Raw genomic sequence first — 24,840 nt, forward strand, 5'->3', positions numbered from 1 at the left:
GGGCGCGTTCTCGTCCTCCATATAGCCACGACGAACCGTGCAGCGGCAAATCGACAGCATCGGCGACATTTTTTGCCGCAATGCCGGCAGGCACTACAACGGCAACCGGAAGCGCCCGGCAAGGTATGCTTGAGCGCAACAGCACGCGCGCCGGGCGCGCCGTCCATGGGGATGCAACATGCCGCTTCGTCTGCCACCGCTGCCGGCGCTTCGTTTCTTCGAAGCGGCCGGCAGGCATCAGAGTTTCAAACTTGCCGCCGCGGAACTGAACGTCACGCCGAGCGCGATCAGCCACGGCATTGTGGGCCTGGAACAGGCGCTCGGCGTCGAATTGTTCGTGCGCGAACCGCGCGGCATCTCGCTCACGGCAAGCGGCGCGGACTATCTGTCGTACGTCTCCGAAGCGTTTTCGCTGATCGCCATCGGCACGCAGCGTCTGCCGAATCATCGCGCGGATCGCCCGATCGCGCTGAGTTGCGCGCCGACCTTCGCGTCGCGCTGGCTGCTGCCGCGCCTTGCCGGTTTTCGCGCGCGCTGGCCGAACGTGAACGTGAGCGTCGACACCTCGCATCGGCAAGTCGGGTTTCCCGTCGACGGGTTCGACTTCGCGGTCCGCATGAGCCGTGCGCCGGTTGCCGGCACCGCGTGGACGCGGCTGTTCGGCGAGCGCTTCGTGCCCGTATGCAGCGCCGCGTATCTGGCGAATTTGCGCGACGAGCGCGGCAACGCGGACCTGCGTCGCGCGACGCTCATTCATGTGAACGCCGCCAGCGAGGACTGGCAGGCATGGCTCGATGCGACCGGCACCGAAGGCATCGACACCACGGCGGGCCTGCGCGTCGACACGATCCAGCTTGCCTTCGAAGCCGCCGCGATGGGGCTTGGCGTCGCGCTCGGCAGACGGCCGCTGGTGGATCGGGATATCGACAGCGGCGTGCTGGTGCAGGCTCACCCGGCGACGATCGAATCCACCACGGCCTACTGGCTGGTGAGCGCGGAAAACGCGGATCGCCGGCCGGAGCTTGTCGATTTCAAGCGCTGGCTGGTGGGCGAGGCCGAGCACTTCGACGCTCACACCAACGCTGCCGACCAGGCACTGCAAAGCACCGCCAACTAAACCGCATGTCCGTTCGCACAGGTGAGCCACGCTCACCTGTCGTCGAAAACTTATCTTTTGCCGCTTCTGCCGCTCGCTGCGACCATGTGTCAAAGGAGATCAGAACCATGGCCACCGCCAACAGCAGACGCTTCGCCCCCGCCTTCAATCAGACGACGCTCGTGATCCTCGCCGGCGCACTCATTCTGAGCGCCGCCATGGGGATCCGGCAGACCTTTGGCCTCTTCATCGGACCGTTCTCGTTCGACCGCGGCTTGCCGGTCACGCTGATCGCCTTCGCGATCGCCCTGCACAATCTCGTGTGGGGTTTCGCCCAGCCGTTCGCCGGCGCCGCCGCGGATCGCTACGGCTCGGCGCCGGTGGTGGCGTTCGGGGCGACGACGTTCGCGGCGGGGCTCGGCCTCGCGGCCGTGGCGCCCAGCGGCGCCATGCTGATCATCGGCATGGGACTGCTGGTCGGCATCGGCGTGAGTTGCACGACCTTCGGCGTGGTGCTGCCGGCGGTCGGCCGCATCGCTTCGCCGGAAAAACGCAGCATGGCGATGGGCCTCGTCAGCGCGGGCGGCTCCGCGGGCCAGGTGCTGATGGTCCCGCTCGTACAAGGCATCCGGCTCAGTTCGGGCATCGCGACGTCGCTCTTCGTACTCGCTTTCCTGATGTTGCTGATCGCCCCGCTCGGCATGGTGCTCGACCGCCGCGCGCGGGTCGGCACGCCCGTTCAGGAAGCGCCGGCCGCGCCGCTTCGCAAGGTGCTGGGTCAAGCGGCCGGTCATCGCGGCTACCGGCTGCTGTCGCTCGGTTTCTTCACCTGCGGTTTCCAGCTTGCCTTCATCGCCACGCATCTGCCCGAATATCTGTCGCTGTGCCATATGCCGGTCGGACTCGGCGCCACCGCGCTCGCGCTGATCGGCCTGTTCAACATGGCGGGCAGTTGGGCGTGCGGCTGGCTGGGCAGCCGCTTCCGGCAGCACTATGTGCTCGGCTGGCTTTACGTGATTCGCAGCGTGACGATCGGCGCTTTCTTTCTACTGCCGAAAAGCCCGGCGTCGGTAGTGATCTTCGCGGCCGTGATGGGCCTGACCTGGCTCGGCACCGTGCCGCTCACGAGCGGACTCGTGGCGAAAGTGTTCGGCACGCGCCACCTCGGCAGCCTGTTCGGGGTCTGCTTTCTGAGCCATCAGATCGGCTCGTTTCTCGGCGCGTGGCTCGGCGGTCTGGTATTCGATCTGACCGGCTCGTATTCGCTGTTGTGGGAAGCGACGGCGGTCGCCGGCCTCGTGGCCGCGCTGCTGCATTTCCCGATCGACGACACCACCGTGAGCACGCCCGCGCTTCGAGTTGAACCGGCGGCTGCGTGAGCGTGCGTGAGCGTGCGTGAGCCTGTATGCCGGTGGCCGCTGCGGACGAGGCCACCTGCACTCAGTCAAAAACAGCGGGAAACGCCCTGTGCGCGGCTACTTTTTCGGCGTGTCCGCCGTGGCTTTCGGCACGCGTCCCATCAGATAGAACTCGTCGTTCGGACGCATGGAAATGACGTTGGCCATGCGGTTCGACAAACCGAAAAACGCGGTGATCGCCGCGATATCCCAGATGTCTTCGTCGGAAAAGCCGTGCTCGCGCAGCGTTTGAAAATCGGCGTCGCCGACCGTGCCGGACGCGCTGCAAACCTTGACCGCGAAGTCGAGCATCGCCTTCTGACGCGGCGTGATATCCGCCTTGCGATGATTGACGGCGACCTGATCGGCCACCAACGGCGCCTTTTCGTAGATGCGCAGAATCGCGCCATGCGCGACCACGCAATACAGGCACTGGTTGATCGCGCTGGTGGCGACCACGATCATCTCGCGTTCGCCCTTGCTGAGGCCGCCCTCTTTCAGCATCAACGCGTCGTGATAGGCGAAGAACGCGCGGAACTCGTCCGGGCGGTGCGCCAGCGTCAGAAACACGTTCGGCACGAAGCCGGCTTTTTCCTGCACTTCGAGAATCCGCGCGCGAATGTCGTCCGGCCATGCATCCGGCTTGGGCACGGGGTAGCGGCTGATCGGTTGAGGCTTGGCCATGCTCTGTCTCCGTCGTATCTGTTTGGGTATGACGACGATTCTAGCAAGCCGCACGGCCGCAGCATGCGCTCGACAAGGTCCGATATCGGCGCTCATATCGTCTAGACTTTGCACTCAAGGGAGCATGAGCCGCGCCGCGACGACCGGCGCCGGCCGGATTTCAGCAGGAGCAGACCATGTCAGACGTTTCGCACGACGCGCGAGCGCCCGTCGTCAAGGTTCGACCCGACCGGGAAATGGCGACGACCCAGCGGCTGCCTTACTTTATCGGCATCTCCACCGGCACCGCGGGCAGCACGGGTTTGTCGATGTACATGGTCGTGGTGCCGCCGGGCGGCCATGCCGAGCCGCATTTCCACGCCGACTACGAAACCGCGATCTACCAGCTCGAGGGCAAGATCGAGACCCGCTATGGGCCCGGCTTGCGCGAGTCCGTCATCACCGAACCGGGCGATTTCCTGTTCATTCCGCCTGGCGTGCCGCATCAGCCGTTCAACCTGGACGCCAATCACGCGGCGCGCGCCATCGTGGCGCGCAATCATGCGAATGAGGACGAACGTGTCGTGCCATACGATCCCGCCACTGAAGCGTGAATCGGCTTCGGGCACGAAATCCAGTAAGTGAGGGGCGGCGCAACCGGCTAGTTAATGACGGCGGACTGCATCAGGCTCGCCGCCGGTCATTGCCGCGCGCATTCTCCTCCTCGCCATCCTGCTTCAATCAAGCCCGCGTTCAGCCTTCTCCGCAGCGCCGTTTTGCCACCTGTGCTTAAATCCGCCTTTAATCTCTTTTTTTACAGGGCGGCCGCCTGCCGACGCGGCGTGGCGCTCGCCGTCGTGCGGCAACGGAACATGCGCAGCCTGTTCGCCATGCGCCGCCCTGCCGCGCACGTTGCAAATCCTTTCAGTGCATTCTCAGGAGCGCGGTTGTGTGGCATTTTCCGGTTGCTATTCCACCCTCGCTGGGCGTATGGGCCGTGTTCATGAGCGTGCTCATCACGCAACTCGGCGTGCCGATTCCGGCCGCGCCGATGCTGATTCTCGGTGGAACCATGGCCGCCATGGGGCAAACCTCGTATGCGAGCGTCGTGTGCGCCGCGGTCGCCGCCACGCTGATCGCCGACTCGCTATGGTTTTTCACCGGACGCGCCTATGGCCGCCGTCTGCTGAACTATCTCGTACGCTTCTCTCTCTCGCTCGACACCACGACGCGGATCGCGCGCAACGCGTACGAACGGTACGGCGCGCCGATTCTCACCGTCGCGAAGTTCCTGCCCGGCCTCGGCCTGATCTCCGCGCCGCTGCTCGGCACGACAGCCATCAATTTCGGCGTGTTTCTGCTGTGGGATTTTTTCGGCACGACGCTGTGGGCAAGCGTATGGGTGATCGGCGGCGCCGCGCTGCACGGCCAGATCGTGCAACTGATGCTGCTCGTGCGCCACAACGGCGGCACGATTTTCGACGCGTTCGCGGCGATCTTCGTGGCCGTGCTGCTGTATCGCTGCGTGCGCCGCTGGCAGTTTCGCCGCTGGCTCGCACACACGCGTATTTCACCTGATCAGCTCGACGAGATGATGAAGTCGAACGAGCCGCCGCTGATCTTCGACGCGCGGCCACGCAGCGTGCGCGCAAAGGAATCGCACCGGATTGCCGGCGCACGGCCGCTGGATCTCGATTCGCCCGAGCCGATCGACCCCGATCTGCTGAAGCGGCCGATTGTCGTCTACTGCGTGTGTCCGAACGAAGCGACGGCGAAGCGGATCGTCGAGCAGTTGCATCGCAAGAATATCCACCATATCCGCGCGCTCAAGGGCGGCCTCGATGCGTGGCAGAAACGCGGTTATCCGGTCGAACCGTTGCCGGCCGACTTCCACACCGCCAAGGCCCACATGATCGAGGACGAGGGCGAAGAAGGCGAATACACGGTACGGGCGCGGCTGGCGAAATAACGCTCCACGCGTGCCTCGCATATCGCCCGCATTGCCGTCCAAATTCCGCTTGCGCTTCACCCTCAATGTGTGCAACATGCATATATGCACGTTGCACACATTGAGGTATCGCCATGACGCAGCGCACAGAAAATCTGCTCGGCGTGCTCGCCCTGCTGGTCACGGACGAAATGAACGCGCAACCCACCGTGGACGCGCTCGCCGGCCCCACCGCCCGCGCCATGCTCAACGCGGTCGGCCAATACCCCGATTCATCGATTGAAGTGCTGCGCGAGGCGGTCGATCTGTCGCATCCGGCCGCCGTGCGCGCCGTGGCGGGATTGGTCGAGGCGGGTCTCGTCGAGAAAAAATCGGGCGCCGATAAACGGGCCGTCGCGCTCGCCTTGAGCACAGCCGGGAAACGTGAGGCCAGGCGTCTGCAAATGGCGCGCGACAGGATGCTGCAACGCATAGTCGGCCGGCTCGAAGACAGCGAGCGCAAGGTGCTGGAGAGCCTGCTGATCAAGATCTTGTGGAACGAGACTCGCGACCCCGCGCACGCCATGCAACTGTGCCGCCTGTGTGACGACGGTCCCTGCCTGAAAGCCGGCTGTCCGGTCGAATGCCGCGAGCAGGGGCTGCCCATGCCCGCGCGGAGCAGCGCATGAAATCCGCCACGCCGGGGCGCTGGCCGGCAATCGCTGCGCTGACCGCGGTGTCGGCGCTCTCGCAGGTCGGCCAGTTCGGCATCGGTTTTATGGTGCTGCCGGTGTGGCTCGCCCATCGCGGCCTGGATGCGCCACGCGCCGGCCTCTTTTCCGCCGCGCAATGGACCGGCATGCTGGCCGGCTTGTTGATCGCGCCGTGGCTGATGGCCCGCATCGGTGCGAAACGCACGGTGTCGCTGGGTCTGCTGGCCACGCTGGTGGCCTTCGCCATCATGGGGGCATTATCGTGGCCGCTGTGGCTCGTACCCGGTCTGCTGACGGGGTTCGGCATCGGCTTGCGCTGGATCGCCAATGAAACCTGGCTCTACAGTCTGGTCCCCGCCGAGTCGAGCGGACGCGTGGTGGGCGTACACGAAGCGCTGATCGCCACGGCCGGTGTCATCGGGCCTGCGCTCGCGGTGTGGTGCGATGTCGATGGACGCATTACGTTCGTGGCCGGCGCGGCCTTCACGTTGGCAGCGGCGCTGCCGCTTTGGCTGACAGCATCCGATAAGAACGCGCCAGTTTTGCAAGCCGCGCCGCCTGCGCGAAGAAAGAGCGCTCAACGACGCCTGGTCCTCGGCCCGCTGGTGAACCTCGGTATGGTGGTCATCGCGGCAGGTGGTATCGGCGACGGTGCGCTTTACGGCCTCTTCCCGCTATTCGCCGACGCGCACGGCCTCAACGCTACGCAAACCGCCACGCTGCTGACGTTGTTCGGCGTCGGCGGCATGGCGCTTCAATTTCCGGTTGGCTGGCTGGCCGATCGCGCGGGGCTTGCGGCCACGGTGATCGTGTGCGCCGCGCTCAGCACGCTGGCCATCTGCGGCTTCGCGCTGGCCGCGCCCGCCTCGTGGCTCGCGGCGGCGAGCGCGCTGCTGCTCGGCGGCATGAACAGTTCGTTCATTACACTCGGCATGTACGCGGCGGCTTGCAGCGACAAGGCCGCGCTCGCGCGCAACATGCGGCTGTTGTCGCTCACTTTCACCGCGAGTTCGATCGTGGGGCCGCTTGTCGCGGGCTTCGCAATGAACGCGCGTGGCAGCGATATGCTGATGTGGCAACTCGCGCTGATGAGCGGCGCGCTGGTGATCTACACGCTGGGTCTACGTGAAGGCCGGCGCCAGCCCGAACAATCGTCGTCGATGGGCTGAGCCGGTTCACCTCGATCGAGCGCGCCTAAGCCTCGCGTCCCGCAACCTTGCGCTGTCGCCACAGACACAGCAGGTCACACGCGATATGCGCCGCGGCGATCGCCGTGATCTCGCTCTGGTCGTAAGCCGGTGCGACTTCCACGACGTCCGCGCCCACCAGATTCAACGCACCGAGCGAGCGTACGATCGCCAGCCCCTGCGCCGACGACAAACCGCCCGCCACCGGCGTCCCGGTACCCGGCGCGAAAGCCGGATCGAGACAGTCGATATCGAACGTCAAATACGCGGGACATGCACCCACAATCGACGTAATCCGCTCCACCGCCGCTCGCGTGCCATGCTCGTGCACCCAGGCGGCGTCGAGAATATTGATGCCCATGAAATCGTCATTCCATGTGCGAATGCCAATCTGCACCGAGGTCTTCGGATCGATCAAACCATCCTTCACCGCCTTGTAGAACATCGAGCCGTGGTTCAGGCTGTCGGGACTGTCGTCGGCCCAGGTATCGCAGTGGGCGTCGAAATGAATCAGCGAGAGCGGTTCGCCGTACTTCTCCGCGTGCGCGATCAACAGCGGATAGGTGATGTAGTGATCGCCGCCGAGCGTCAGCATCTTCGCGTCCGAACGGAGGATCGTGCGCGCATGCTCGACGATGGACTCCTTGATCGTGAGCGGATTGTGCGCGTCGAACCAGCAATCGCCATAGTCGGTCACGGCGAGGTCGTCGAACGGATTGAAACCCCACGGATACGGATGCAACTCCGACAACTGCACGCTGGCCGCGCGCACCGCGGCGGGCCCAAGACGCGCGCCCGGGCGGAAGGTGGTGGCCAGATCGAGCGGCACGCCGGAGACCACGACATCGACGCCGTCGAGTTCGCGTGTGTACTTGCGGCGCATGAACGAAAGCACACCCGCATAGGTGTTTTCGATCGACGAGCCATAAAGCGACGGGCGACGCATCGCGCCGTCGCCATAGACGAGTTCAGTCATGGATGAGCTGATACCTTTAGGCAGTCCGGCGCGGCACACGCAACGCCGGCCTCGGATTCATTGGGAAACGCTACAGCGCGCATCACACGCGCCGCAGCGCCGGCTTCGCGAATCCTTTAGCGCAGCCGCACGAGCGTGGACTTCAGCTCGGTGTATTTTTCCAAAGCATGCAGCGACTTGTCGCGGCCATTGCCCGATTGCTTGTAGCCGCCGAACGGGAAGTTCATGTCACCGCCTTCGTCATAGCAATTGACCCACACCGTGCCGGCCCGAAGTTGACGCGACACCTCGTGCGCGGTGGTCAGGTTCGAGGTCCAGACCGCGGCGGCGAGACCATATTCGCTATCGTTAGCGATCCTGATTGCCTCCTCCACCGTGTCGAATGTGATCACCGACAGCACGGGTCCGAAGATTTCCTCACGCGCCACCTTCGCGCCGGAAGCCGGAATCTCGAAGATGGTCGGCTCGATATAAAAGCCGCCGGTTTCCTCTTTGACGCGCGCGCCGCCGAGCAGCAGCTTCGCCTCAGCGCGGCCTGCCTCGATATAGCCAAGCACGCGTTCGAGCTGAACCTTGTCGACGATCGCACCCATCGACGTGTTCGGATCGAGCGGATTGCCCGGCGTATAGCTGCGCGCCGCGGCGATCAACTTGTCGAGGAATACGTCCTTGATGTCGCGATGCACGAGCAGGCGCGAACCTGCGGTACACATTTCCCCCATGTTGTAGAAGATCGCACCCGCTGCCGCGTTGGCCGCGCGGTCCATATCCGGGCAATCCGTCATCACGATGTTCGGCGACTTGCCGCCGAGTTCGAGCCACACGCGTTTCAGATTCGATTGCCCGGCGTACTGCATGATCAGCTTGCCGACGTTGGTCGAGCCGGTGAAGGCGAGGCAGTCCACGTCGTGATGCAGCGCCAGCAGCTTGCCCGGCTCGCCCGCGCCCGGCACGACGTTGAACACGCCGGCGGGAATGCCGGCGTCGAGTGCGAGTTGCGCGAGGCGGATCGCGGTGAGCGGCGACTTCTCCGACGGCTTGAGCACCACGCTATTGCCCGCCGCCAACGCCGGGCCGAATTTCCACGACGCCATCAGGATCGGGAAATTCCACGGCACGACCGCGGCCACCACGCCGATCGGCTCACGCGTAACGAGTCCGACCAGATGATGATCGGCCGGCGCGACTTCGCCGCCGATTTTGTCGATGGCTTCAGCGAACCATTCGACGCAATACGCCGCGCCCGGCACGTCGACGCTGGTGGTGTCGGCGATCGGCTTGCCGGCGTCGAGCGTTTCGAGCAGCGCGAGTTCGTCCATGTGCTCGCGAATCGACGCGGCCCAGCGCAGCAGCACCGCCTTGCGTCGACGCGGGTTGAGGCCCGACCATACGCCGGAGTCGAAGGCGCGGCGCGCGGCGGCAACGGCGGCGTCGACGTCGGCCGCGCCGCTGTCGGTCACTTTGGCGAGCAGCTTGCCGTCGATCGGACTCAGGCAGTCGAACGTGCGACCGCTTTCGGCATCACGGTATTCGCCGTCGATAAACGCGCGGCCTTCGATCGATAGCGTAGCGGTCTTGTCTTGCCAGAAAGCGAGAGATTTCTTATCCATCAGGATGCCTCAATGTTATGCGCTCGACGCAAACCTGCACCGACCTCATGCGGCACCGAACTGCGGCAGTGAGTTGAGTCGAGGCGCGTTGGCGCGGAGTCTTTAGAAAGTGGGCGGCGAATTGGCCGACACGATCTCGCAGAGATGCTCCGCGCTGGGATTGCGAAAACGGTGCGGAAGACGGCTTTCGAAGTAGTAGCTGTCACCGGGGTCGAGCAGCCACGTGGTGCCGTCCACCGTCAGTTCGATCTGACCGCTGACCACCACCCCGCCCTCGTGCCCTTCGTGCTCCAGCATTTCCGGCCCCGTGTCCGACAACGGCTGATAGACCTCGCGCAGAATGCCCATGTTGCGATCTTTCACGCTCGAACCCGCGAGATAGAACTCGATCGACTCATTGCCGAGGTTTGGCATGTCGGCACGGCGCGACACCACCGAACGTTCTACTTCCACTTCGAAGGTGAAGAATTCGGCGAGGCTCATGGGTATGCATTCGAGCAGTTTCTTCAGCGAGCCGACCGAGGGGCTCACGCGATTCTGTTCGATCAGCGAGATCGTGCCGTTCGTCACTCCCGCCCGTTTCGCCAGTTCACGCTGGGACAAGCCGTTCTTCTTGCGGATGTATTGCAGACGGGTCGCTACTTCTATGGACATCGTTAGGTTCTCTGACATTGAAGACGATCGGGGCGCCAAGTGATCAGATGAATGAAACACAAGACTCGGGCAACGCGCTGCTCGCGAGTGTTGAATATTCTAATCACTTTGATCGTTGCGCCTTTGGGGAAAACCCTGAAAGGATTCCGAAATATGAATAGCGCAAATGAACGGCGCAATGAACGTTCCCATCGGCCGCGATTCTAGCCGCACCCTCGGGAAAGCCCTGATAAATGTTTTCTCAAAAAGGGTTTGACGGCTTTATTGGCTCGTATATGCTGGTTCCCAGGCGATCGTCATACCGACGTCATGAGACACCGAACGGTGTTTCGCGGCGCAGCGAATTCGGCTCGCATCGGTGCAAGGCGATCATCCCAGCGTCCTGTTTCTTTAAACGCCCCGTTTGGGTTTCGAGCAGGCCGTTCAATACTTTCAACGTCGCCAGTCGAGTGTAATCGTGAGAGTCCGAGGCCCTTTGGTGAGATGGAATCGTAGTCAGGCGAGTTGTCCTCGCGCTGACGGCGCCATCGCCGACGGCAGCAGCGGCAGCCTTGCGTTCCGCCGCTTTCTGTCCGTCTTCACGATCCTGTCCCGCCGTTCAGTTCGACGTCACAACTCTATCTCCGCGCGCGCCTTCATTGCCGTGCGTACGGACGAAGTCGCCTCGCTGCTGCCGTAGCGCCTCCCCCTTTTCGCCGTTCGATTCATCCGTTTGCGTGAGCGCGCTCTTTCGAGCCGTGCGTTTGTGCATGTGCGGTGCTGTCTGCCGCCTGTGCACTTCACATCTGCCGGATCAGTTGCGCACCGCAGCGGATCGAATCGAACGGCCCATCTGACTGTCACGCGCGGCGCGTTTTCCTGACGACGACCGCCCGCACTACCCGGTGGCCTTGCGCCTTGCGCACGGCTGCGCAATCGTGCCGCGCTGTGTTTAACGTTGTTCATGCCGCGTCCCGCGGGGAACACACACGTCTATTCGTTATGCGAAAGAAACCCCTGGTCGGCATCAGCGCCGACAGAACGATGATGGGAGTCCACCCGTCGCACGTGGTCGGCGAGAAATACATCGCCGCGATCGTGGACGGTTCACAGGCGCTGGCCATGCTGCTGCCCGCGCTCGGCGAGCGTCAGTCCGTTGAAGACGTGCTGGCGACAGTCGACGGCCTGTTGTTTACAGGCAGCTATTCGAACGTCGAGCCGCACCGCTACGGCGGCCATCCGAGCACGCCGGGCACGCTGCACGACGCCGCACGCGATGCGACGACGCTGCCGTTAATGCGCGCGGCTATCGCCGCCGGCGTGCCGGTGCTGGCGGTCTGCCGGGGCTTCCAGGAAATGAACGTGGTTTTCGGTGGGACGTTGCATCAAAGCGTTCACGCGGTGGACGGTCTGAACGACCATCGCGAGAACAAGGAAGACGACCTCGACGTGCAATACGCACCGTCGCATTCGATCACGCTGACGCAGGGCGGCTTGTTGCAGCGCCTTGCGGGCGGCACGAATGAAGCGCGTGTGAATTCATTGCACGGTCAGGGCGTCGAGCGGCTGGGCGTGGGCCTCACGGCCGAAGCCACCGCGCCGGATGGCCTGATCGAAGCGGTGAGCGTGACCGATGCGCGCGCCTTCGCGCTGGGTGTGCAGTGGCACCCGGAGTGGAGGCACGCCAACGACGCACTGTCCACCGCGATCTTTCGGGCATTCGGCGACGCCTGCCGCGATCGAATGCGCACCAAGGCCGGCTATGGCGCGGCATCCGCCGCTGCCACGCATGCCTGAGCCGGTCGCGCACCAAAACAGAGAGAATAGACATGCATGACATCGACGATTTTCTGAAGAAGAACCGTGTCACCGAAATCGAAGCGATCATTCCGGATATGGCCGGGATCGCGCGCGGCAAGATCATTCCGCGCAGCAAATTCGAATCCGGCGAGTCCATGCGCTTGCCGCAGGCGGTGATGATCCAGACCGTCACAGGAGACTATCCGGAAGACGGCACGCTCACCGGCGTGACCGACCCGGACATGGTGTGCGTGCCCGACGCCAGCACCATCCGCATGATCCCGTGGGCCGTCGATCCGACCGCTCAGGTGATCCACGATTGCGTTCACTTCGACGGCACGCCCGTCGCGATCTCGCCGCGCCGTGTGCTGCGCCGCGTGCTCGAACTCTATAAGGCCAAAGGCTGGAAGCCGGTTATCGCGCCCGAACTCGAGTTCTATCTGGTCGATATGAACAAGGATCCGGACCTTCCGCTGCAACCGCCCATCGGCCGCACGGGCCGTCCGGAAACCGGCCGTCAGGCTTACTCGATCGAAGCGGTCAACGAATTCGATCCGCTCTTCGAAGATATCTACGAGTACTGCGAGGTGCAGGAACTCGAAGTCGACACGCTGATTCACGAAGTCGGCGCCGCGCAGATGGAAATCAACTTCATGCACGGCGATCCGCTCAAGCTCGCCGACAGCGTGTTTCTCTTCAAGCGCACGGTGCGCGAAGCCGCGCTGCGCCACAAGATGTACGCGACCTTCATGGCCAAGCCGATGGAAGGCGAACCGGGCTCGGCCATGCACATGCATCAAAGCCTCGTGGATGAAGAAACCGGTCACAACCTGTTCACCGGCCCGGACGGCAAACCCACTTCTTTGTTTACGGGTTATATCGCCGGTTTGCAGAAGTACACGCCCGCATTAATGCCGATCTTCGCGCCGTACATCAACTCGTATCGTCGCCTGTCGCGTTTCATGGCCGCGCCGATCAATGTGGCGTGGGGTTACGACAATCGCACGGTGGGCTTCCGGATTCCGCATTCGGGGCCGGCTGCACGCCGCATCGAAAACCGTATTCCGGGCGTGGACTGCAATCCGTATCTCGCGATTGCCGCGACACTCGCCGCCGGCTATCTAGGCATGACGCAGAAGCTCGAAGCCACCGAGCCGCTGCTGAGCGACGGTTACGAATTGCCGTACCAGTTGCCGCGCAATCTCGAAGAGGGTTTGACGCTGATGGGCGCATGCGAGCCGATCGCCGAGGTGCTCGGCGAGAAATTCGTCAAAGCCTACCTCGCCTTAAAAGAAACCGAATACGAAGCGTTCTTCCGCGTGATCAGTTCGTGGGAACGCCGGCATTTGCTGCTGCACGTGTAAGGCAAACGCAAAAAATTGGAGGCAGTAATGAGCTACAGAACAGAAGAAGCCGCTTACGTGCAACCGGCCCAGCCGGCCGCAAGCGCACAGGCAGCACAAGCTACGCAACAACGCAGCACCGCTGAATATCGCGCGCTCGACGCCGCACATCACATTCATCCGTTTTCGGATATGGGCTCGCTCAACCGCAGCGGCAGCCGCGTGATCGTGAAGGCGCAAGGCGTGTATCTGTGGGATTCGGAAGGCAACAAGGTAATCGACGGCATGGCGGGCCTGTGGTGCGTGAACGTCGGTTATGGCCGCAAGGAACTGGCCGATGCCGCGTACAGGCAGATGCAGGAACTGCCCTACTACAACACCTTCTTCAAAACGACGCACCCGCCGGTGATCGAACTGTCGGCTCTGCTCGCGGAGTTGGCGCCGGAACCGTTCAATCACTTCTTCTATTGCAACAGCGGTTCGGAAGGCAATGACACGGTGCTGCGTATCGTCCATCAATATTGGGCGACGCAGGGCAAGCATGCGAAGAAGTTCGTGATCTCGCGCAAAAACGGCTATCACGGTTCGACGATCGCGGGCGGGACGCTCGGCGGCATGGGCTATATGCATGAACAGATGCCCTCGAAAGTCGAGAACATCGTGCATATCGACCAGCCTTATTTCTTCGGCGAAGCGGAAGGCAACCTGACGCCGGAAGAATTCGCGCTGGCCCGTGCGCAGCAACTGGAAGCGAAGATTCTCGAAATCGGCGCGGACAACGTTGCCGCGTTCATCGGTGAGCCTTTCCAGGGAGCAGGCGGCGTGATCTTCCCGGCTTCGACGTATTGGCCGGAAATCCAACGCATTTGCCGCAAGTACGACATTCTGCTCGTTGCCGATGAAGTGATCGGCGGTTTCGGCCGCACCGGCGAATGGTTCGCGCATCAGCACTTCGGTTTCGAGCCGGATCTGATCACGCTGGCCAAGGGTCTGACGAGCGGCTACGTGCCGATGGGCGCGGTCGGTCTGCATGACCGCGTGGCGAAGGCGATCATCGAAAACGGCGACTTCAATCACGGTCTCACGTATTCGGGCCACCCGGTTGCCGCCGCCGTTGCCGTCGCCAACCTCAAGTTGCTGCGCGACGAGAAGATCGTCGATCGCGTGAAGAACGACACCGGTCCGTATTTCCAGAAACAGTTGCGCGAGACCTTCGCCAATCACCCGATCGTCGGCGAAATCTCCGGTGCGGGTCTGGTGGCCGGCCTGCAACTCGCGCAAGACCCGAAGGCGCGCAAGCGTTTCGCCAATGGTGGCGACGTGGGCACGATCTGCCGCGACTTCTGCTTCAACGGCAACCTCATCATGCGCGCCACCGGCGACCGCATGCTGCTGTCGCCGCCGCTCGTGATCAATAAGCTGGAAATCGACGAAGTCGTTTCGAAGGCCAAAAAAGCCATCGATGCGACAGCACAACAACTCGGCATTTCGTAACGGCAGTCCGTTCCGGCATGAGCACACCCACAACTTACGCTCATGCCGGTTCTTCACATCAAGGGAAAAAACCATGAGCGTTAGTCATCTTCGTCATGCGGTCGCGGGGGCCGCGCTTCTCGCCTTCACCGGTTTTGCGGCGCTATCGGTGACGCCGGCCCTTGCGGCCGACACGGAACTGAATGTGTATAACTGGTCGGACTACATCGCGAAGGACACGATTCCGAACTTCGAGAAGCAGGACGGCATCAAGGTCAAATACGACAACTACGATAGCGACGACACCTTGCAGGCCAAGCTGCTCGCCGGCAGTTCGGGTTACGACATCGTGGTGCCCACTTCGAACTACATGGCCAAGCAGATTCAGGCCGGCGTATACCAGAAGCTCGACAAATCGAAGCTGCCGAACCTCGCGAATCTCGACCCCGTATTGATGAAGATGATTGCCGACGCCGACCCGGGCAACCAGTACGGTGTGCCTTGGGCATACGGTACGGACGGCATCGGTTATAACGTGCAGGCCGTACAGAAAGCGCTCGGCGCCAATGCACCGGTGGACAGCTGGGCACTGATTTTCGATCCGGCCAATCTCTCCAAGCTGAAAAGCTGCGGCGTGTCCATCCTCGATCAGGCCGTCGACGTCTTCGCCGCCACGCTGCAATACATGCACAAGGATCCGAACAGCACGAACCCCGCCGACTATCAGGCCGCATTCGAAGTGCTGAAAAAGATCCGCCCGTATATCACCCAATTCAATTCGTCCGGCTATATCAACGACCTCGCCAATAACGACGTGTGCGTGGTCCTGGGCTGGTCGGGCGACGTCGGCATTGCCAGCCGCCGCACCGAAGAAGCCAAGCGCTCGTATCAGATCAAGTTCTCGAACGTGAAGGAAGGCGGCCTCTTGTGGTTCGACGTGATGGTGATCCCGAAAGACGCGCCGCATCCGGAAGCCGCGTTGAAATGGATCAACTACATCTCGGACCCGAAGGTCAACGCCGCGATCACCAACGAAGTGTTCTACCCGACCGCGAACAAGGCCGCGCGTCAGTTCGTGACGCCGGCGGTAGCACAGGACAAGACCGTTTATCCGGGCGATGAAGTATTGAGCAAGATGACGCTGATGAAGCCGATGCCGACCGACATTCTCCGCCTTGAAAACCGCCTTTGGGCGCAGCTTAAAACCGGTCATTAACCTGGCCACATTAACTAATCGATCCCGCGCTCAGGGATCGCTCGAACCCTGAGCGCATGAATAGCCGTAACGGTAGTCAGCCTGCGCGTTTGCTTTAACAGTCCCACCCGCGCGCAGTCCCATGTTTTCCGATCGCAGCGCACGTTGCGAGACGCTTCCCGCGCCTCGTATGGAGACACTTGCGCCCGCGATCCGCAAGGAATGGTTACATCATGAACTCGACGACCTCAAAAAGCGCAGCCGGCGCCACCCAGATGGCCCGCCCCGCGGTGACGACAAAATCGAAATCGGACGGATTCGTTCGGATTGAAAATGTCGTGAAGAAATTCGGCGACAGCACGGCTGTCGACAACGTCAACCTGAGCATCGCCAAGAACGAGTTGTTCGCGCTGCTCGGCAGTTCCGGCTGCGGCAAGTCCACGCTCCTGCGCATGCTCGCGGGGCTCGAGACGGTGACCTCCGGGCGCATTTTCGTCGACGGCGAAGATCTCGCCGCGATGCCGCCGTACAAGCGGCCGGTCAACATGATGTTCCAGTCGTATGCGTTGTTTCCGCACATGAGCGTGGAGGCGAACATCGCTTTCGGCCTGAAGCAGGAAGGCACGCCGAAGAACGAGATCAAGGAACGCGTCGCCGATGCGCTCAATCTCGTGCAGATGAGCAAATACGCGCAGCGCAAGCCGCATCAACTGTCAGGCGGCCAGCAGCAGCGTGTGGCGCTCGCGCGTTCGCTCGTGAAGCGCCCCAAGCTGCTGCTGCTCGACGAGCCGATGTCGGCGCTCGATAAAAAGATCCGCCAGAAGACCCAGCTCGAACTCGTGAACATCATTGAGAAGGTCGACGTGACCTGCGTGATGGTCACGCACGATCAGGAAGAAGCGATGACGATGGCCGGCCGCCTCGCCGTGATGAGCGAAGGCCGCATCGTGCAGATCGGTTCGCCGAGCCAGGTGTATGAGTTTCCGAATAGCCGCTTCTCCGCCGAGTTCATCGGCTCGACCAATCTGTTCGAAGGTACGGTGGTCGCGGATGAACCGGACCATATTTTCGTAGAAAGCGAAGACCTCGAATCACGCATCTATGTGAGCCATGGGATTACCGGGCCGCTCGGCATGCCGGTGGGCATCTCGGTGCGTCCTGAGCGCATCAAGGTATCACTCGACAAACCGAGCACACCGCACAACTGGGCGCGCGGCGTGGTCTCCGATGTGGCCTACATGGGCAGCTATTCGCTCTATCACGTGCGTCTGCCGAGCGGCAAGACCGTCGTGTCGAACCTCTCCAGCTCGCATCTGATGGCCGAAGGTGCGCCTTCCTATAACGACGACGTGTTCGTCTACTGGTCGCCGGCTAGCGGCGTGGTGCTGACGCAATGAGCAATCCCACTACCTCCTCCCCCGCGGCGCTCGGCGCGCCGTCCGGCAGCCGCCTGTTCGGCTCGCTGAAAAAACGCCTGTCGATGTTCGTGCCGTCGGGCCGCTCGACCGTGATCGGCGTGCCGTTCCTCTGGCTCACGGTGTTCTTCGCGTTGCCGTTCGTGCTGGTGTTGAAGATCAGTTTCGCCGATCTGCGTCTGGGCATTCCGCCGTACACGGATCTCGTCACGGTCAAGGACGGCATGGTGCATTTCGCCATGCAGCTCAGCCACTATGCGTTCCTGCTCCAGGACGATCTGTACGTCGCCACGTATATCAGCTCGCTGAAGATGGCCGCGGTCTCAACTTTCTTCTGCCTGCTGATCGGCTATCCGATCGCGTACTACATCGCCCGTTCGGAACCGACGAAACGCAACCTGCTGATGATGGGCGTGATGCTGCCGTTCTGGACGTCTTTCCTGATCCGCGTCTACGCATGGATCGGCATTCTGAAAGACGACGGTCTGCTCAATCACGCGCTGATGGCGATCGGCATGATTCATTCGCCGTTGCGCCTCTACCACACGGATATTGGCGTCTATATCGGCATGGTCTATTCGTACCTGCCCTTCATGGTGATGCCGCTGTATGCGCACCTCGTGAAGATGGATCTGACGCTGCTCGAAGCGGCATACGACCTCGGTTGCAAACCGTGGACCGCTTTCACGCGCATTACGTTGCCGCTGTCTAAGAACGGCATTATCGCCGGCAGTCTGCTCGTGTTCATTCCGGCGGTCGGCGAATACGTGATTCCGGAACTGCTCGGCGGCGCCGACACGCTAATGATCGGCCGCGTGATGTGGGATGAATTCTTCAACGATATGGACTGGCCGATGGCATCCGCCGTCACCGTCGCGATGGTGCTACTGCTGCTCGTGCCGATGGCCGTGTTCCAGTACTACCAGGTCAAGGAACTGGAGGGCGCGAAATGATCAAGCCTAATAAGACGCTTTCCAATAGCGTGCTGACGTTCGGATTTCTGTTTCTCTACATTCCGATCATCAGCCTGATCGTGTACTCGTTCAACGAGTCGAAGCTCGTCACGGTGTGGTCCGGATTCTCGCTCAAATGGTATGGCGCGCTGTTGCAAGACGGCGAGTTGCTGAACGCGGCGTGGCTTTCGCTGAAGATCGGTCTGTTGACCGCGTGCGCCTCGGTCGTGATCGGCACGTGGGCCGGTTTCGTGCTCGCGCGCTTTGGGCGCTTTCGCGGCTTCACGCTGTTCGCCGGCATGATCAACGCGCCGCTCGTGATTCCCGAAGTGATTCAGGGCATCTCGCTGCTGCTGCTGTTCGTCGCGCTTGAACAGATGCTCGGCTGGCCGAAGGGCCGCGGTCTCTTCACGATCTGGATCGGCCACGTGATGCTGTGCGTGTCGTACGTGGCGATCATCGTGCAATCGCGTGTGAAAGAGCTCAACAAATCGCTCGAAGAAGCCGCGCTCGATCTTGGCGCCACGCCGTTCAAGGTGTTTTTCCTGATCACCCTGCCGCTGATCTCGCAGGCGCTGATGTCGGGCTGGCTGCTGTCGTTCACGCTGTCTTTCGACGACCTCGTGCTCTCCGCATTCCTGTCCGGCCCCGGTTCGACCACGCTGCCACTCGTGGTGTTCTCGCGGGTACGTCTCGGCCTGAATCCGGAAATGAACGCGCTCGCCACGATCTTCATCACCACGGTGACGATCGGCGTGATTGCCGTAAACCGCTGGATGCAATTGCGCGAACGCAAGCGCAATCGCGACATGCAGATGGCTTTCGCCCTCGCTGAAGCCGCCGACCCCTTGCCCGCCGCACCACAACAAGCCGCCGTACGAAAGTCGCTCGATACAGCACGCGCATAAGAAGTCCATTTGCAATACGACCAATAAGGAGAATTTGAATGAGAAAGAAGCTCATCTGTCTGTTGGTGGCGGGGAGTCTGCCTGGCATGGCCATGGCGGATGCCACCAGCGACCAGATCAAGGCGCTCCAGGCCCAACTCAATGCACTGCAAAAGGAGGTCAAGCAGTTGCGGGCTGAAGTCGCCACCAAGCCGAAGGCAGCCACCGCGGCGACGGCCGCGACAGCGGCCCCTGCCCCGGCAGTAGCGGCCGCGCCGGTGGATATCTCGTCGCCTGCTTACGGCAGGGCTCAGGCGACGCTGACCAACGACGACGTGACGGCGATGAAGCAGCAGATCGCCAATCAGCAGTTGAAGGTCGATTCGCTCGAAGACGCGGCGCAGACCGGGCCGATCGCCGGTTTGTCGGTGACGGGCTATATCGACCCGACCTATATCTATAACCGTGCACAGAGCAGCTCGTCGTTCCTGTTCGCAAACCACGAAAGCAGCTACAACTACTTCAACAGCACGTTCGGCGATCTGTACCTCGACATCAAGAAGACCTTCGGTGTCGGCCCGATGGCGCCGTCGGCTGAAATCACGTTGATGCCGAACCGCGGCAACGGCATTACGCTGCTGCAAAACTCGCACGGCGATATCGGGAACAACATCCTGAACACGGCCGTGGTGAATGTGCCGTTGACGGCGACCACGACACTCGTGGCCGGTTTGATTCCGAGCTTCGGCGGCTATGAAGTGCAGCAGTCTAATCAGATGCTCACGCTCACGCACAACCTGCTGTACGACTTCTCCGATCCGGGCAGCTATGTCGGGATCGGCGCGAACTACACGGCCGGCAACTGGGCGTGGAAGTTCTTCCTCGGCAACGAGCAGTACCGCACGTTCGGCGCAGTCACGCAGACGGGCACGAACGCGCTGGGCGATCCGATCACGACCAGCAACAAGATTCCGACGTTCACGGCCCGCACCGATTACACGTGGTCGAGCGCGCTGGATCTCGGCGCGTCGATCAACATCGGCCGTCAGACCTTGCCTAGCTCGATCGACGCAAACGGCACGGTCAGCTACGGCGTAGGCGGCCAGGCGCCGAGCTCGGGCGGCACGTTCTTCTTCACCGAAGCGGACCTGACCTACACGCTCGCCGACGTGCAGTACAACGCCGAGCTCGACTACGGCCAGCAGCAAAACGCCGCGTACAACGGCGGCCAGGCTCAATGGTACGGCCTGTCGCTGCTCGCGCACCGCAAGTTCAATCTGCCGGTGGTGGGCCGCATGGGCGCGACGGTACGTTATGACCTGCTGGTCGACAGCAAGAACGGCGGCGGCGGCGGTGGCATCGCGTTGAACGGCAACGGCATGGACACGGCGAACGGCTTCGGTATCGGCGCGGACTGTCTCGCCAATTCGCAGGCGAACGGTGGCCTTGGCTTCGAATGCAAGGGCGCGACCCGCCAGGATGTTTCGCTCGATCTGCTGTTCTATCCGACCCAGCAGATCACGGTCAAGGTGGAATACCGCCACGACTGGGCCAACAAGCAGGTGTTCCTGAAGAACGACGGTTCGTATGGCAAGTCCAACGACCTGCTCGCAACCCAGTTCATCTACTCGTTCTAATCTGTTCTGCCGGTGCGTGGCCTTGTTGTCGAAAAGGCCACGCGCACAGGCTCTTTCCGCATGCTCTGCCTATGCTCCGATTCTCGAACCAGCCTCACGTCGCCTCGTACTACGCCGCCACTGCCAACGACAGCACCCGCCACCCCGCGCTCGACGAAACCATCAACGTCGACGTGTGCGTGATCGGCGCGGGACTGACCGGCATTTCCACGGCGCTCAATCTTGCCGAACGCGGCCACTCGGTCGCGGTGCTCGAAGCATCGAAAGTCGGCTGGGCGGCGAGCGGTCGCAACGGCGGCCAGTTGATCGGCGGCTTCGCGTGCGATATCGATACGTTCGCGAAGTATCTGCCCGCGGACGACGTGAAGCGTGTTTGGGACATGGGGATCGAAACCCTCGATATCGTCAAGGAACGCGTTGCGAAGCATCGGATCGATTGCGATCTGACCATGGGCTACCTGACCGCGGCGAATAAGCCGCGCGATACCGACGCGCTGCAGAAATGGCGTGACGAAGCGCAGCGGCGCTTCGGCTACGACCGCTTCAGTTATGTCGATGCCGACGGCGTCGGCAATTATGTTCAATCGCAACGCTATCTGGGCGGCCTGTTCGACGCGGACAGCGGCCATCTGCATCCGTTGAATTACACGTTGGGGCTGGCGCGCGCGGCGCGCGAAGCCGGCGTGCAAATTTTCGAGGACAGCTGCGTCACGGCCCTGCGTGAAGAAAACGGCCGACATGTGGCTGAAACGGCACGCGGCCGGGTGCAGGCACGCTTCGTCGTGCTCGCCTGCAATACTTATCTGGGTCAGCTCGCCCCGGACGTGGCGAACAAGATCATGCCGGTCGGCACCTACGTGATCGCCACCGAATCGCTCGACCCCGATCGCGCCGAAGCGCTGATGCCCGCGAAAGCCGCTGTGTGCGACAGCCGCTTTGTACTGGATTACTTCCGTCCGGCACCAGATCACCGCCTGCTCTGGGGCGGCAAAGTAAGTTACTCGAAGCTGGCGCCGCGCAACCTCGGCGAAGCGATGCGCCGCGATATGCTGAAGACTTTCCCGCAACTCGACGATGTCAAAATCGACTATGCATGGGGCGGTTTCGTCGACATCACCATGAACCGCGCGCCGCATTTCGGCCGGCTCTCGCCGACCGTGTATTTTGCGCAAGGCTTCTCGGGGCACGGTGTGAATACCACCGGTCTCGCGGGCAAACTGATCGCCGAAGCAATCGACGGCCAGGCGTCGCGCTTCGATCTGTTCGGCAAGATTCGTCACCGCGACTTTCCCGGCGGCGCTACACTGCGCACCCCTGCCCTCGTACTCGCGATGGCCTGGTATCGAATGAAGGACCTGCTTTGATGAATGCTGCGACTCCCGGCTTCAACACACCTCACACGCTTAATACGCTCGACCGCCGCGCCGATGCGCTGATCGCCAACTCCTACTATGAAGCGAGCGCCACCCGCCCGCTCACCGACGATCCCGCGCTCGACGGCTCGCTCGAAGCCGACGTATGCGTGATCGGCGCGGGCTTCTCCGGTTTGTCGGTGGCGCTGGAGTGCCGGGCGCGCGGCTTGTCGGTGGTCGTGCTCGATGCGCATCGGCCCGGCTGGGGCGCGTCGGGCCGCAACGGCGGGCAGACGCTGGTGGGTTTCGCGAAGGACGAGGTCATGGAACGCCAGCTCGGTCTCGACGGCGCGCGGGCCGCATGGGCGATGTCGGTGGAAGGTGTCTCGTTAGTGCGCGAGCGTATCGAACGTTACGGCATCGACTGCGATTTCACGTCCGGCTATCTGACCGTCGCCACCAAACCGAAACGCGTGCCCGATTTGCGTTCGTGGATGGAAGCGGCTTCGCAACGCTGGGGCTATTCGAAACTCTCGTGGCTCGATACCGACGCGGTCCGTTCGCGCGTCGCTTCGAAGCGCTATCTGGCCGGCGTCTACGATCCGGTTTCCGGCCATCTGCATCCGCTCAAGTACTGTCTCGGTCTCGCCGATGCGGCACGCCGTGAGGGCGCGCAGCTATTCGCGCATTCGCCGGTGATCGAGGTCGTGCGGGGTGCACGGCCTGTCGTGCGTACCGCTCGTGGCGAAGTGCGCTGCCGTTTCGTCGCGGCATGCGGCAATGCCACGATCGGCGACGTGCTGCCCGCGCCGGTGGCCGCGCGTATAGCGCCGATCGCGTCGTATATCGTCGCCACGGAGCCGCTCGGCAAAGAGCGCGCGGATGCGCTGATCAAAGGACGCGAGGCGATTTGCGACAACAACTTCTTCCTCGACTATTTCCGGTTGTCGGCGGACCATCGCGTGCTGTTCGGCGGGCGGGCTAGCTCGACCGGTGCTTCACCGGCGCAGCTCGGCGAAGAGATTCGCCAGCGCATGATCGGCGTGTTCCCGCAACTCGGCGACGTGAAAATCGACTATGCGTGGGGCGGTTTTGTCGACGTGACGCGCAATCGCGCACCCGATTTTGGATCGATCGATCCGAATTACTTTTACGTGCAGGGGTTTTCGGGGCACGGTGTGGCGCTGACCGGTATTGCCGGGCGCGTGGTGGCCCAGGCAATGGCCGGTGAGACGAAAGCTTTCGATCTGTTCGCGCAATTGCGGCATGCGCGCTTTCCGGGCGGCCCTGCGTTGCGCGGCCCGGCGCTGGAACTGGGGATGATGTATCACCGGATTCTGGAGTTGTTCTAGGCATGGCCGGCACGCGGCGCAATCCGGTCGCCCTTGCCGGCCACTTTACTATTGGTGACCCTCCACAGCATACTGTCATACTTATTCGTATGCCGCTTTTGAGGAGGCGCCGATGACCACTCAACTCACTCGCGAATTCGCGTCAAAATTCGCCAACCTGGCGCTTGCCCATCTCACGCGCGAATACCCGAACAAGCTGACGCATTCGCTCGCCGGGCCGCAAGACGTGCAAGGCCCGCGTGCGCTGCACCCAATTTTTTACGGCAGCTACGACTGGCATTCGTGCGTGCACGGCTACTGGTTGATCCTGCATCTACTCGATCGTTTTCCCGATCTGCCTGAAGCGGCGCGCATCGTCGCAGTGGCCGACGAGCATTTCACCGCGGCTAACGTGGCCGGTGAAGTGGCGTATCTCGAACTGCCGCACAACCGTGGTTTCGAGCGTCCGTATGGCTGGGCCTGGCTGCTCGCGCTCAGCGCACAACTCAGTTCGCTGAAGCTCACGGAAGCCGTGCGCTGGTCGAAAACCTTTGCGCCGCTTACCGAACTGTTTGTCGAGCGCTTCGAGGACTTTCTGCCGAAGGCCACCTACCCGCTGCGCGTGGGCACGCACTTCAACATGGCCTTCGCGTTGGCGCTGACGCTGGATTTTGCGCGGCAAACATCGCGTGATCCGCTGGAAGCACTGGTCGTGAATACGGCGGAACGCTGGTTTGTGAACGACGTTGCGTGTCAGGCATGGGAGCCTGCCGGCGACGAATTCCTCTCGCCTTCGCTCATGGAAGCCGAGCTCATGCGCCGCATACTGCCGCCCGCGCAATTCGTCGACTGGTTCGGCCGCTTTCTGCCGGATCTCGGCTCGAAAAAGCCCGCTACGCTGTTCGAGCCTGTCACCGTCACGGATCGTACCGACGGCAAGATCGCGCATCTGGACGGCCTGAATCTCAGCCGCGCATGGTGCCAGCGTTCACTCGCGCGCGCCCTGCCCGCAGGCGATATTCGCCGAACCGTCCTGTTCGACGCAGCCGAGCGGCATCTGCAAACCGCACTGCCGCACGTGGCCGGCGACTATATGGGCGAGCACTGGCTCGGCACATTCGCCACGCTCGCATTGGAAGCTTGAATAAAGGCCTGATTCGAGCCTTCGAATCGAACTCGACCGGCGGCATGGTCAACTGAAAATACAAAAGCGGCGCCGCACGCGCGAAACGGTTTCTCATACCAACCGTTT

At 62.3% G+C, this 24,840-nt stretch carries 22 protein-coding genes; 18 read left to right on the forward strand and 4 right to left on the reverse strand.

Annotated features, from left to right (window positions below; translation table 11 throughout):
* Positions 1-178: 178 nt before the first annotated feature.
* Both B0G82_RS21675 and B0G82_RS21680 read left to right on the forward strand, forming a co-directional pair.
* Positions 179-1,117, forward strand: coding sequence for a LysR substrate-binding domain-containing protein (locus B0G82_RS21675; protein WP_121308986.1), 939 nt, complete (start codon positions 179-181; stop codon positions 1,115-1,117).
* 107 nt (positions 1,118-1,224) lie between these two features.
* On the forward strand, positions 1,225-2,475 hold the full coding sequence (locus B0G82_RS21680) for an MFS transporter (protein ID WP_121308987.1): 1,251 nt from the start codon (positions 1,225-1,227) through the stop codon (positions 2,473-2,475).
* 96 nt (positions 2,476-2,571) lie between these two features.
* Here the strand turns inward: B0G82_RS21680 and B0G82_RS21685 are convergent, their stop codons facing one another.
* The gene (locus B0G82_RS21685; RefSeq protein ID WP_121308988.1) at positions 2,572-3,177 is read right to left on the reverse strand and encodes a peroxidase-related enzyme; all 606 of its coding nucleotides are present in this window, start codon (positions 3,175-3,177) and stop codon (positions 2,572-2,574) included.
* Positions 3,178-3,353: 176 nt separating this feature from the next.
* Here B0G82_RS21685 and B0G82_RS21690 point away from each other — a divergent pair, with 176 nt between their 5' ends.
* The 4 genes from B0G82_RS21690 (at position 3,354) to B0G82_RS21705 (ending at position 6,965) form a co-directional block, all read left to right on the forward strand.
* Entirely contained in the window at positions 3,354-3,770 is a 417-nt protein-coding gene (locus B0G82_RS21690; protein ID WP_121308989.1) for a cupin domain-containing protein, read from the forward strand.
* Positions 3,771-4,105: 335 nt separating this feature from the next.
* Positions 4,106-5,125 carry a VTT domain-containing protein gene (locus tag B0G82_RS21695; protein WP_116145478.1) on the forward strand — a complete coding sequence of 340 codons (1,020 nt, stop codon included), beginning with the start codon at positions 4,106-4,108 and terminating at the stop codon, positions 5,123-5,125.
* A gap of 113 nt (positions 5,126-5,238) precedes the next feature.
* Entirely contained in the window at positions 5,239-5,772 is a 534-nt protein-coding gene (locus tag B0G82_RS21700; RefSeq protein ID WP_121308990.1) for a MarR family winged helix-turn-helix transcriptional regulator, read from the forward strand.
* Complete coding sequence (locus B0G82_RS21705; protein WP_121308991.1) at positions 5,769-6,965, forward strand: MFS transporter; 1,197 nt, start codon at positions 5,769-5,771, stop codon at positions 6,963-6,965. The genes B0G82_RS21700 and B0G82_RS21705 overlap by 4 nt, the downstream gene beginning before the upstream one ends.
* A gap of 25 nt (positions 6,966-6,990) precedes the next feature.
* On the opposite strand, the gene speB is transcribed toward B0G82_RS21705, so the two are convergent.
* From speB to B0G82_RS21720, 3 genes are all read right to left on the reverse strand, one after another.
* Entirely contained in the window at positions 6,991-7,959 is a 969-nt protein-coding gene (gene speB / locus B0G82_RS21710; protein ID WP_116145484.1) for an agmatinase, read from the reverse strand.
* 116 nt (positions 7,960-8,075) lie between these two features.
* Positions 8,076-9,569 (reverse strand): aldehyde dehydrogenase, encoded by a 1,494-nt coding sequence (locus B0G82_RS21715; protein WP_121308992.1) that lies wholly within the window; start codon positions 9,567-9,569, stop codon positions 8,076-8,078.
* 102 nt (positions 9,570-9,671) lie between these two features.
* Positions 9,672-10,223: a cupin domain-containing protein gene (locus tag B0G82_RS21720; protein WP_106277429.1), complete on the reverse strand. Its 552-nt coding sequence runs from the start codon at positions 10,221-10,223 to the stop codon at positions 9,672-9,674.
* Between the two features lie 478 nt (positions 10,224-10,701).
* On the opposite strand from B0G82_RS21720, the gene B0G82_RS40550 reads away from it, so the two are divergent.
* The 12 genes from B0G82_RS40550 to B0G82_RS21780 all read left to right on the forward strand — a co-directional run bounded on the left by B0G82_RS40550 (position 10,702) and on the right by B0G82_RS21780 (position 24,732).
* Complete coding sequence (locus tag B0G82_RS40550; protein WP_193372832.1) at positions 10,702-10,902, forward strand: hypothetical protein; 201 nt, start codon at positions 10,702-10,704, stop codon at positions 10,900-10,902.
* A gap of 302 nt (positions 10,903-11,204) precedes the next feature.
* On the forward strand, positions 11,205-11,999 hold the full coding sequence (locus tag B0G82_RS21730) for a gamma-glutamyl-gamma-aminobutyrate hydrolase family protein (RefSeq protein WP_121308993.1): 795 nt from the start codon (positions 11,205-11,207) through the stop codon (positions 11,997-11,999).
* Between the two features lie 32 nt (positions 12,000-12,031).
* The gene (locus B0G82_RS21735) at positions 12,032-13,366 is read left to right on the forward strand and encodes a glutamine synthetase family protein (protein WP_106277425.1); all 1,335 of its coding nucleotides are present in this window, start codon (positions 12,032-12,034) and stop codon (positions 13,364-13,366) included.
* A 27-nt stretch (positions 13,367-13,393) separates the two neighbouring features.
* Positions 13,394-14,839 carry an aspartate aminotransferase family protein gene (locus B0G82_RS21740; protein WP_121308994.1) on the forward strand — a complete coding sequence of 482 codons (1,446 nt, stop codon included), beginning with the start codon at positions 13,394-13,396 and terminating at the stop codon, positions 14,837-14,839.
* 73 nt (positions 14,840-14,912) lie between these two features.
* Positions 14,913-16,034, forward strand: a complete 1,122-nt coding sequence (locus B0G82_RS21745; RefSeq protein ID WP_106277421.1) for a polyamine ABC transporter substrate-binding protein — start codon at positions 14,913-14,915, stop codon at positions 16,032-16,034.
* Between the two features lie 212 nt (positions 16,035-16,246).
* The gene (potA, locus tag B0G82_RS21750) at positions 16,247-17,410 is read left to right on the forward strand and encodes a polyamine ABC transporter ATP-binding protein (protein WP_121308995.1); all 1,164 of its coding nucleotides are present in this window, start codon (positions 16,247-16,249) and stop codon (positions 17,408-17,410) included.
* Complete coding sequence (locus B0G82_RS21755) at positions 17,407-18,381, forward strand: ABC transporter permease subunit (protein WP_121308996.1); 975 nt, start codon at positions 17,407-17,409, stop codon at positions 18,379-18,381. The genes potA and B0G82_RS21755 overlap by 4 nt, the downstream gene beginning before the upstream one ends.
* Positions 18,378-19,289 carry an ABC transporter permease subunit gene (locus B0G82_RS21760; RefSeq protein ID WP_106277415.1) on the forward strand — a complete coding sequence of 304 codons (912 nt, stop codon included), beginning with the start codon at positions 18,378-18,380 and terminating at the stop codon, positions 19,287-19,289. Before B0G82_RS21755 ends, B0G82_RS21760 begins: the two co-directional genes overlap by 4 nt.
* Positions 19,290-19,327: 38 nt before the next feature.
* Positions 19,328-20,905 (forward strand): DUF3138 family protein, encoded by a 1,578-nt coding sequence (locus B0G82_RS21765; RefSeq protein ID WP_121308997.1) that lies wholly within the window; start codon positions 19,328-19,330, stop codon positions 20,903-20,905.
* Between the two features lie 71 nt (positions 20,906-20,976).
* On the forward strand, positions 20,977-22,269 hold the full coding sequence (locus B0G82_RS21770) for an FAD-binding oxidoreductase (protein WP_121308998.1): 1,293 nt from the start codon (positions 20,977-20,979) through the stop codon (positions 22,267-22,269).
* On the forward strand, positions 22,269-23,609 hold the full coding sequence (locus tag B0G82_RS21775) for an FAD-binding oxidoreductase (RefSeq protein ID WP_121308999.1): 1,341 nt from the start codon (positions 22,269-22,271) through the stop codon (positions 23,607-23,609). Before B0G82_RS21770 ends, B0G82_RS21775 begins: the two co-directional genes overlap by 1 nt.
* 112 nt (positions 23,610-23,721) lie before the next feature.
* Positions 23,722-24,732 (forward strand): DUF2891 domain-containing protein, encoded by a 1,011-nt coding sequence (locus B0G82_RS21780; RefSeq protein WP_121309000.1) that lies wholly within the window; start codon positions 23,722-23,724, stop codon positions 24,730-24,732.
* Positions 24,733-24,840: the final 108 nt, after the last annotated feature.

The sequence above is a fragment of the Paraburkholderia sp. BL17N1 genome, from assembly GCF_003634175.1.
GTDB lineage: Bacteria > Pseudomonadota > Gammaproteobacteria > Burkholderiales > Burkholderiaceae > Paraburkholderia.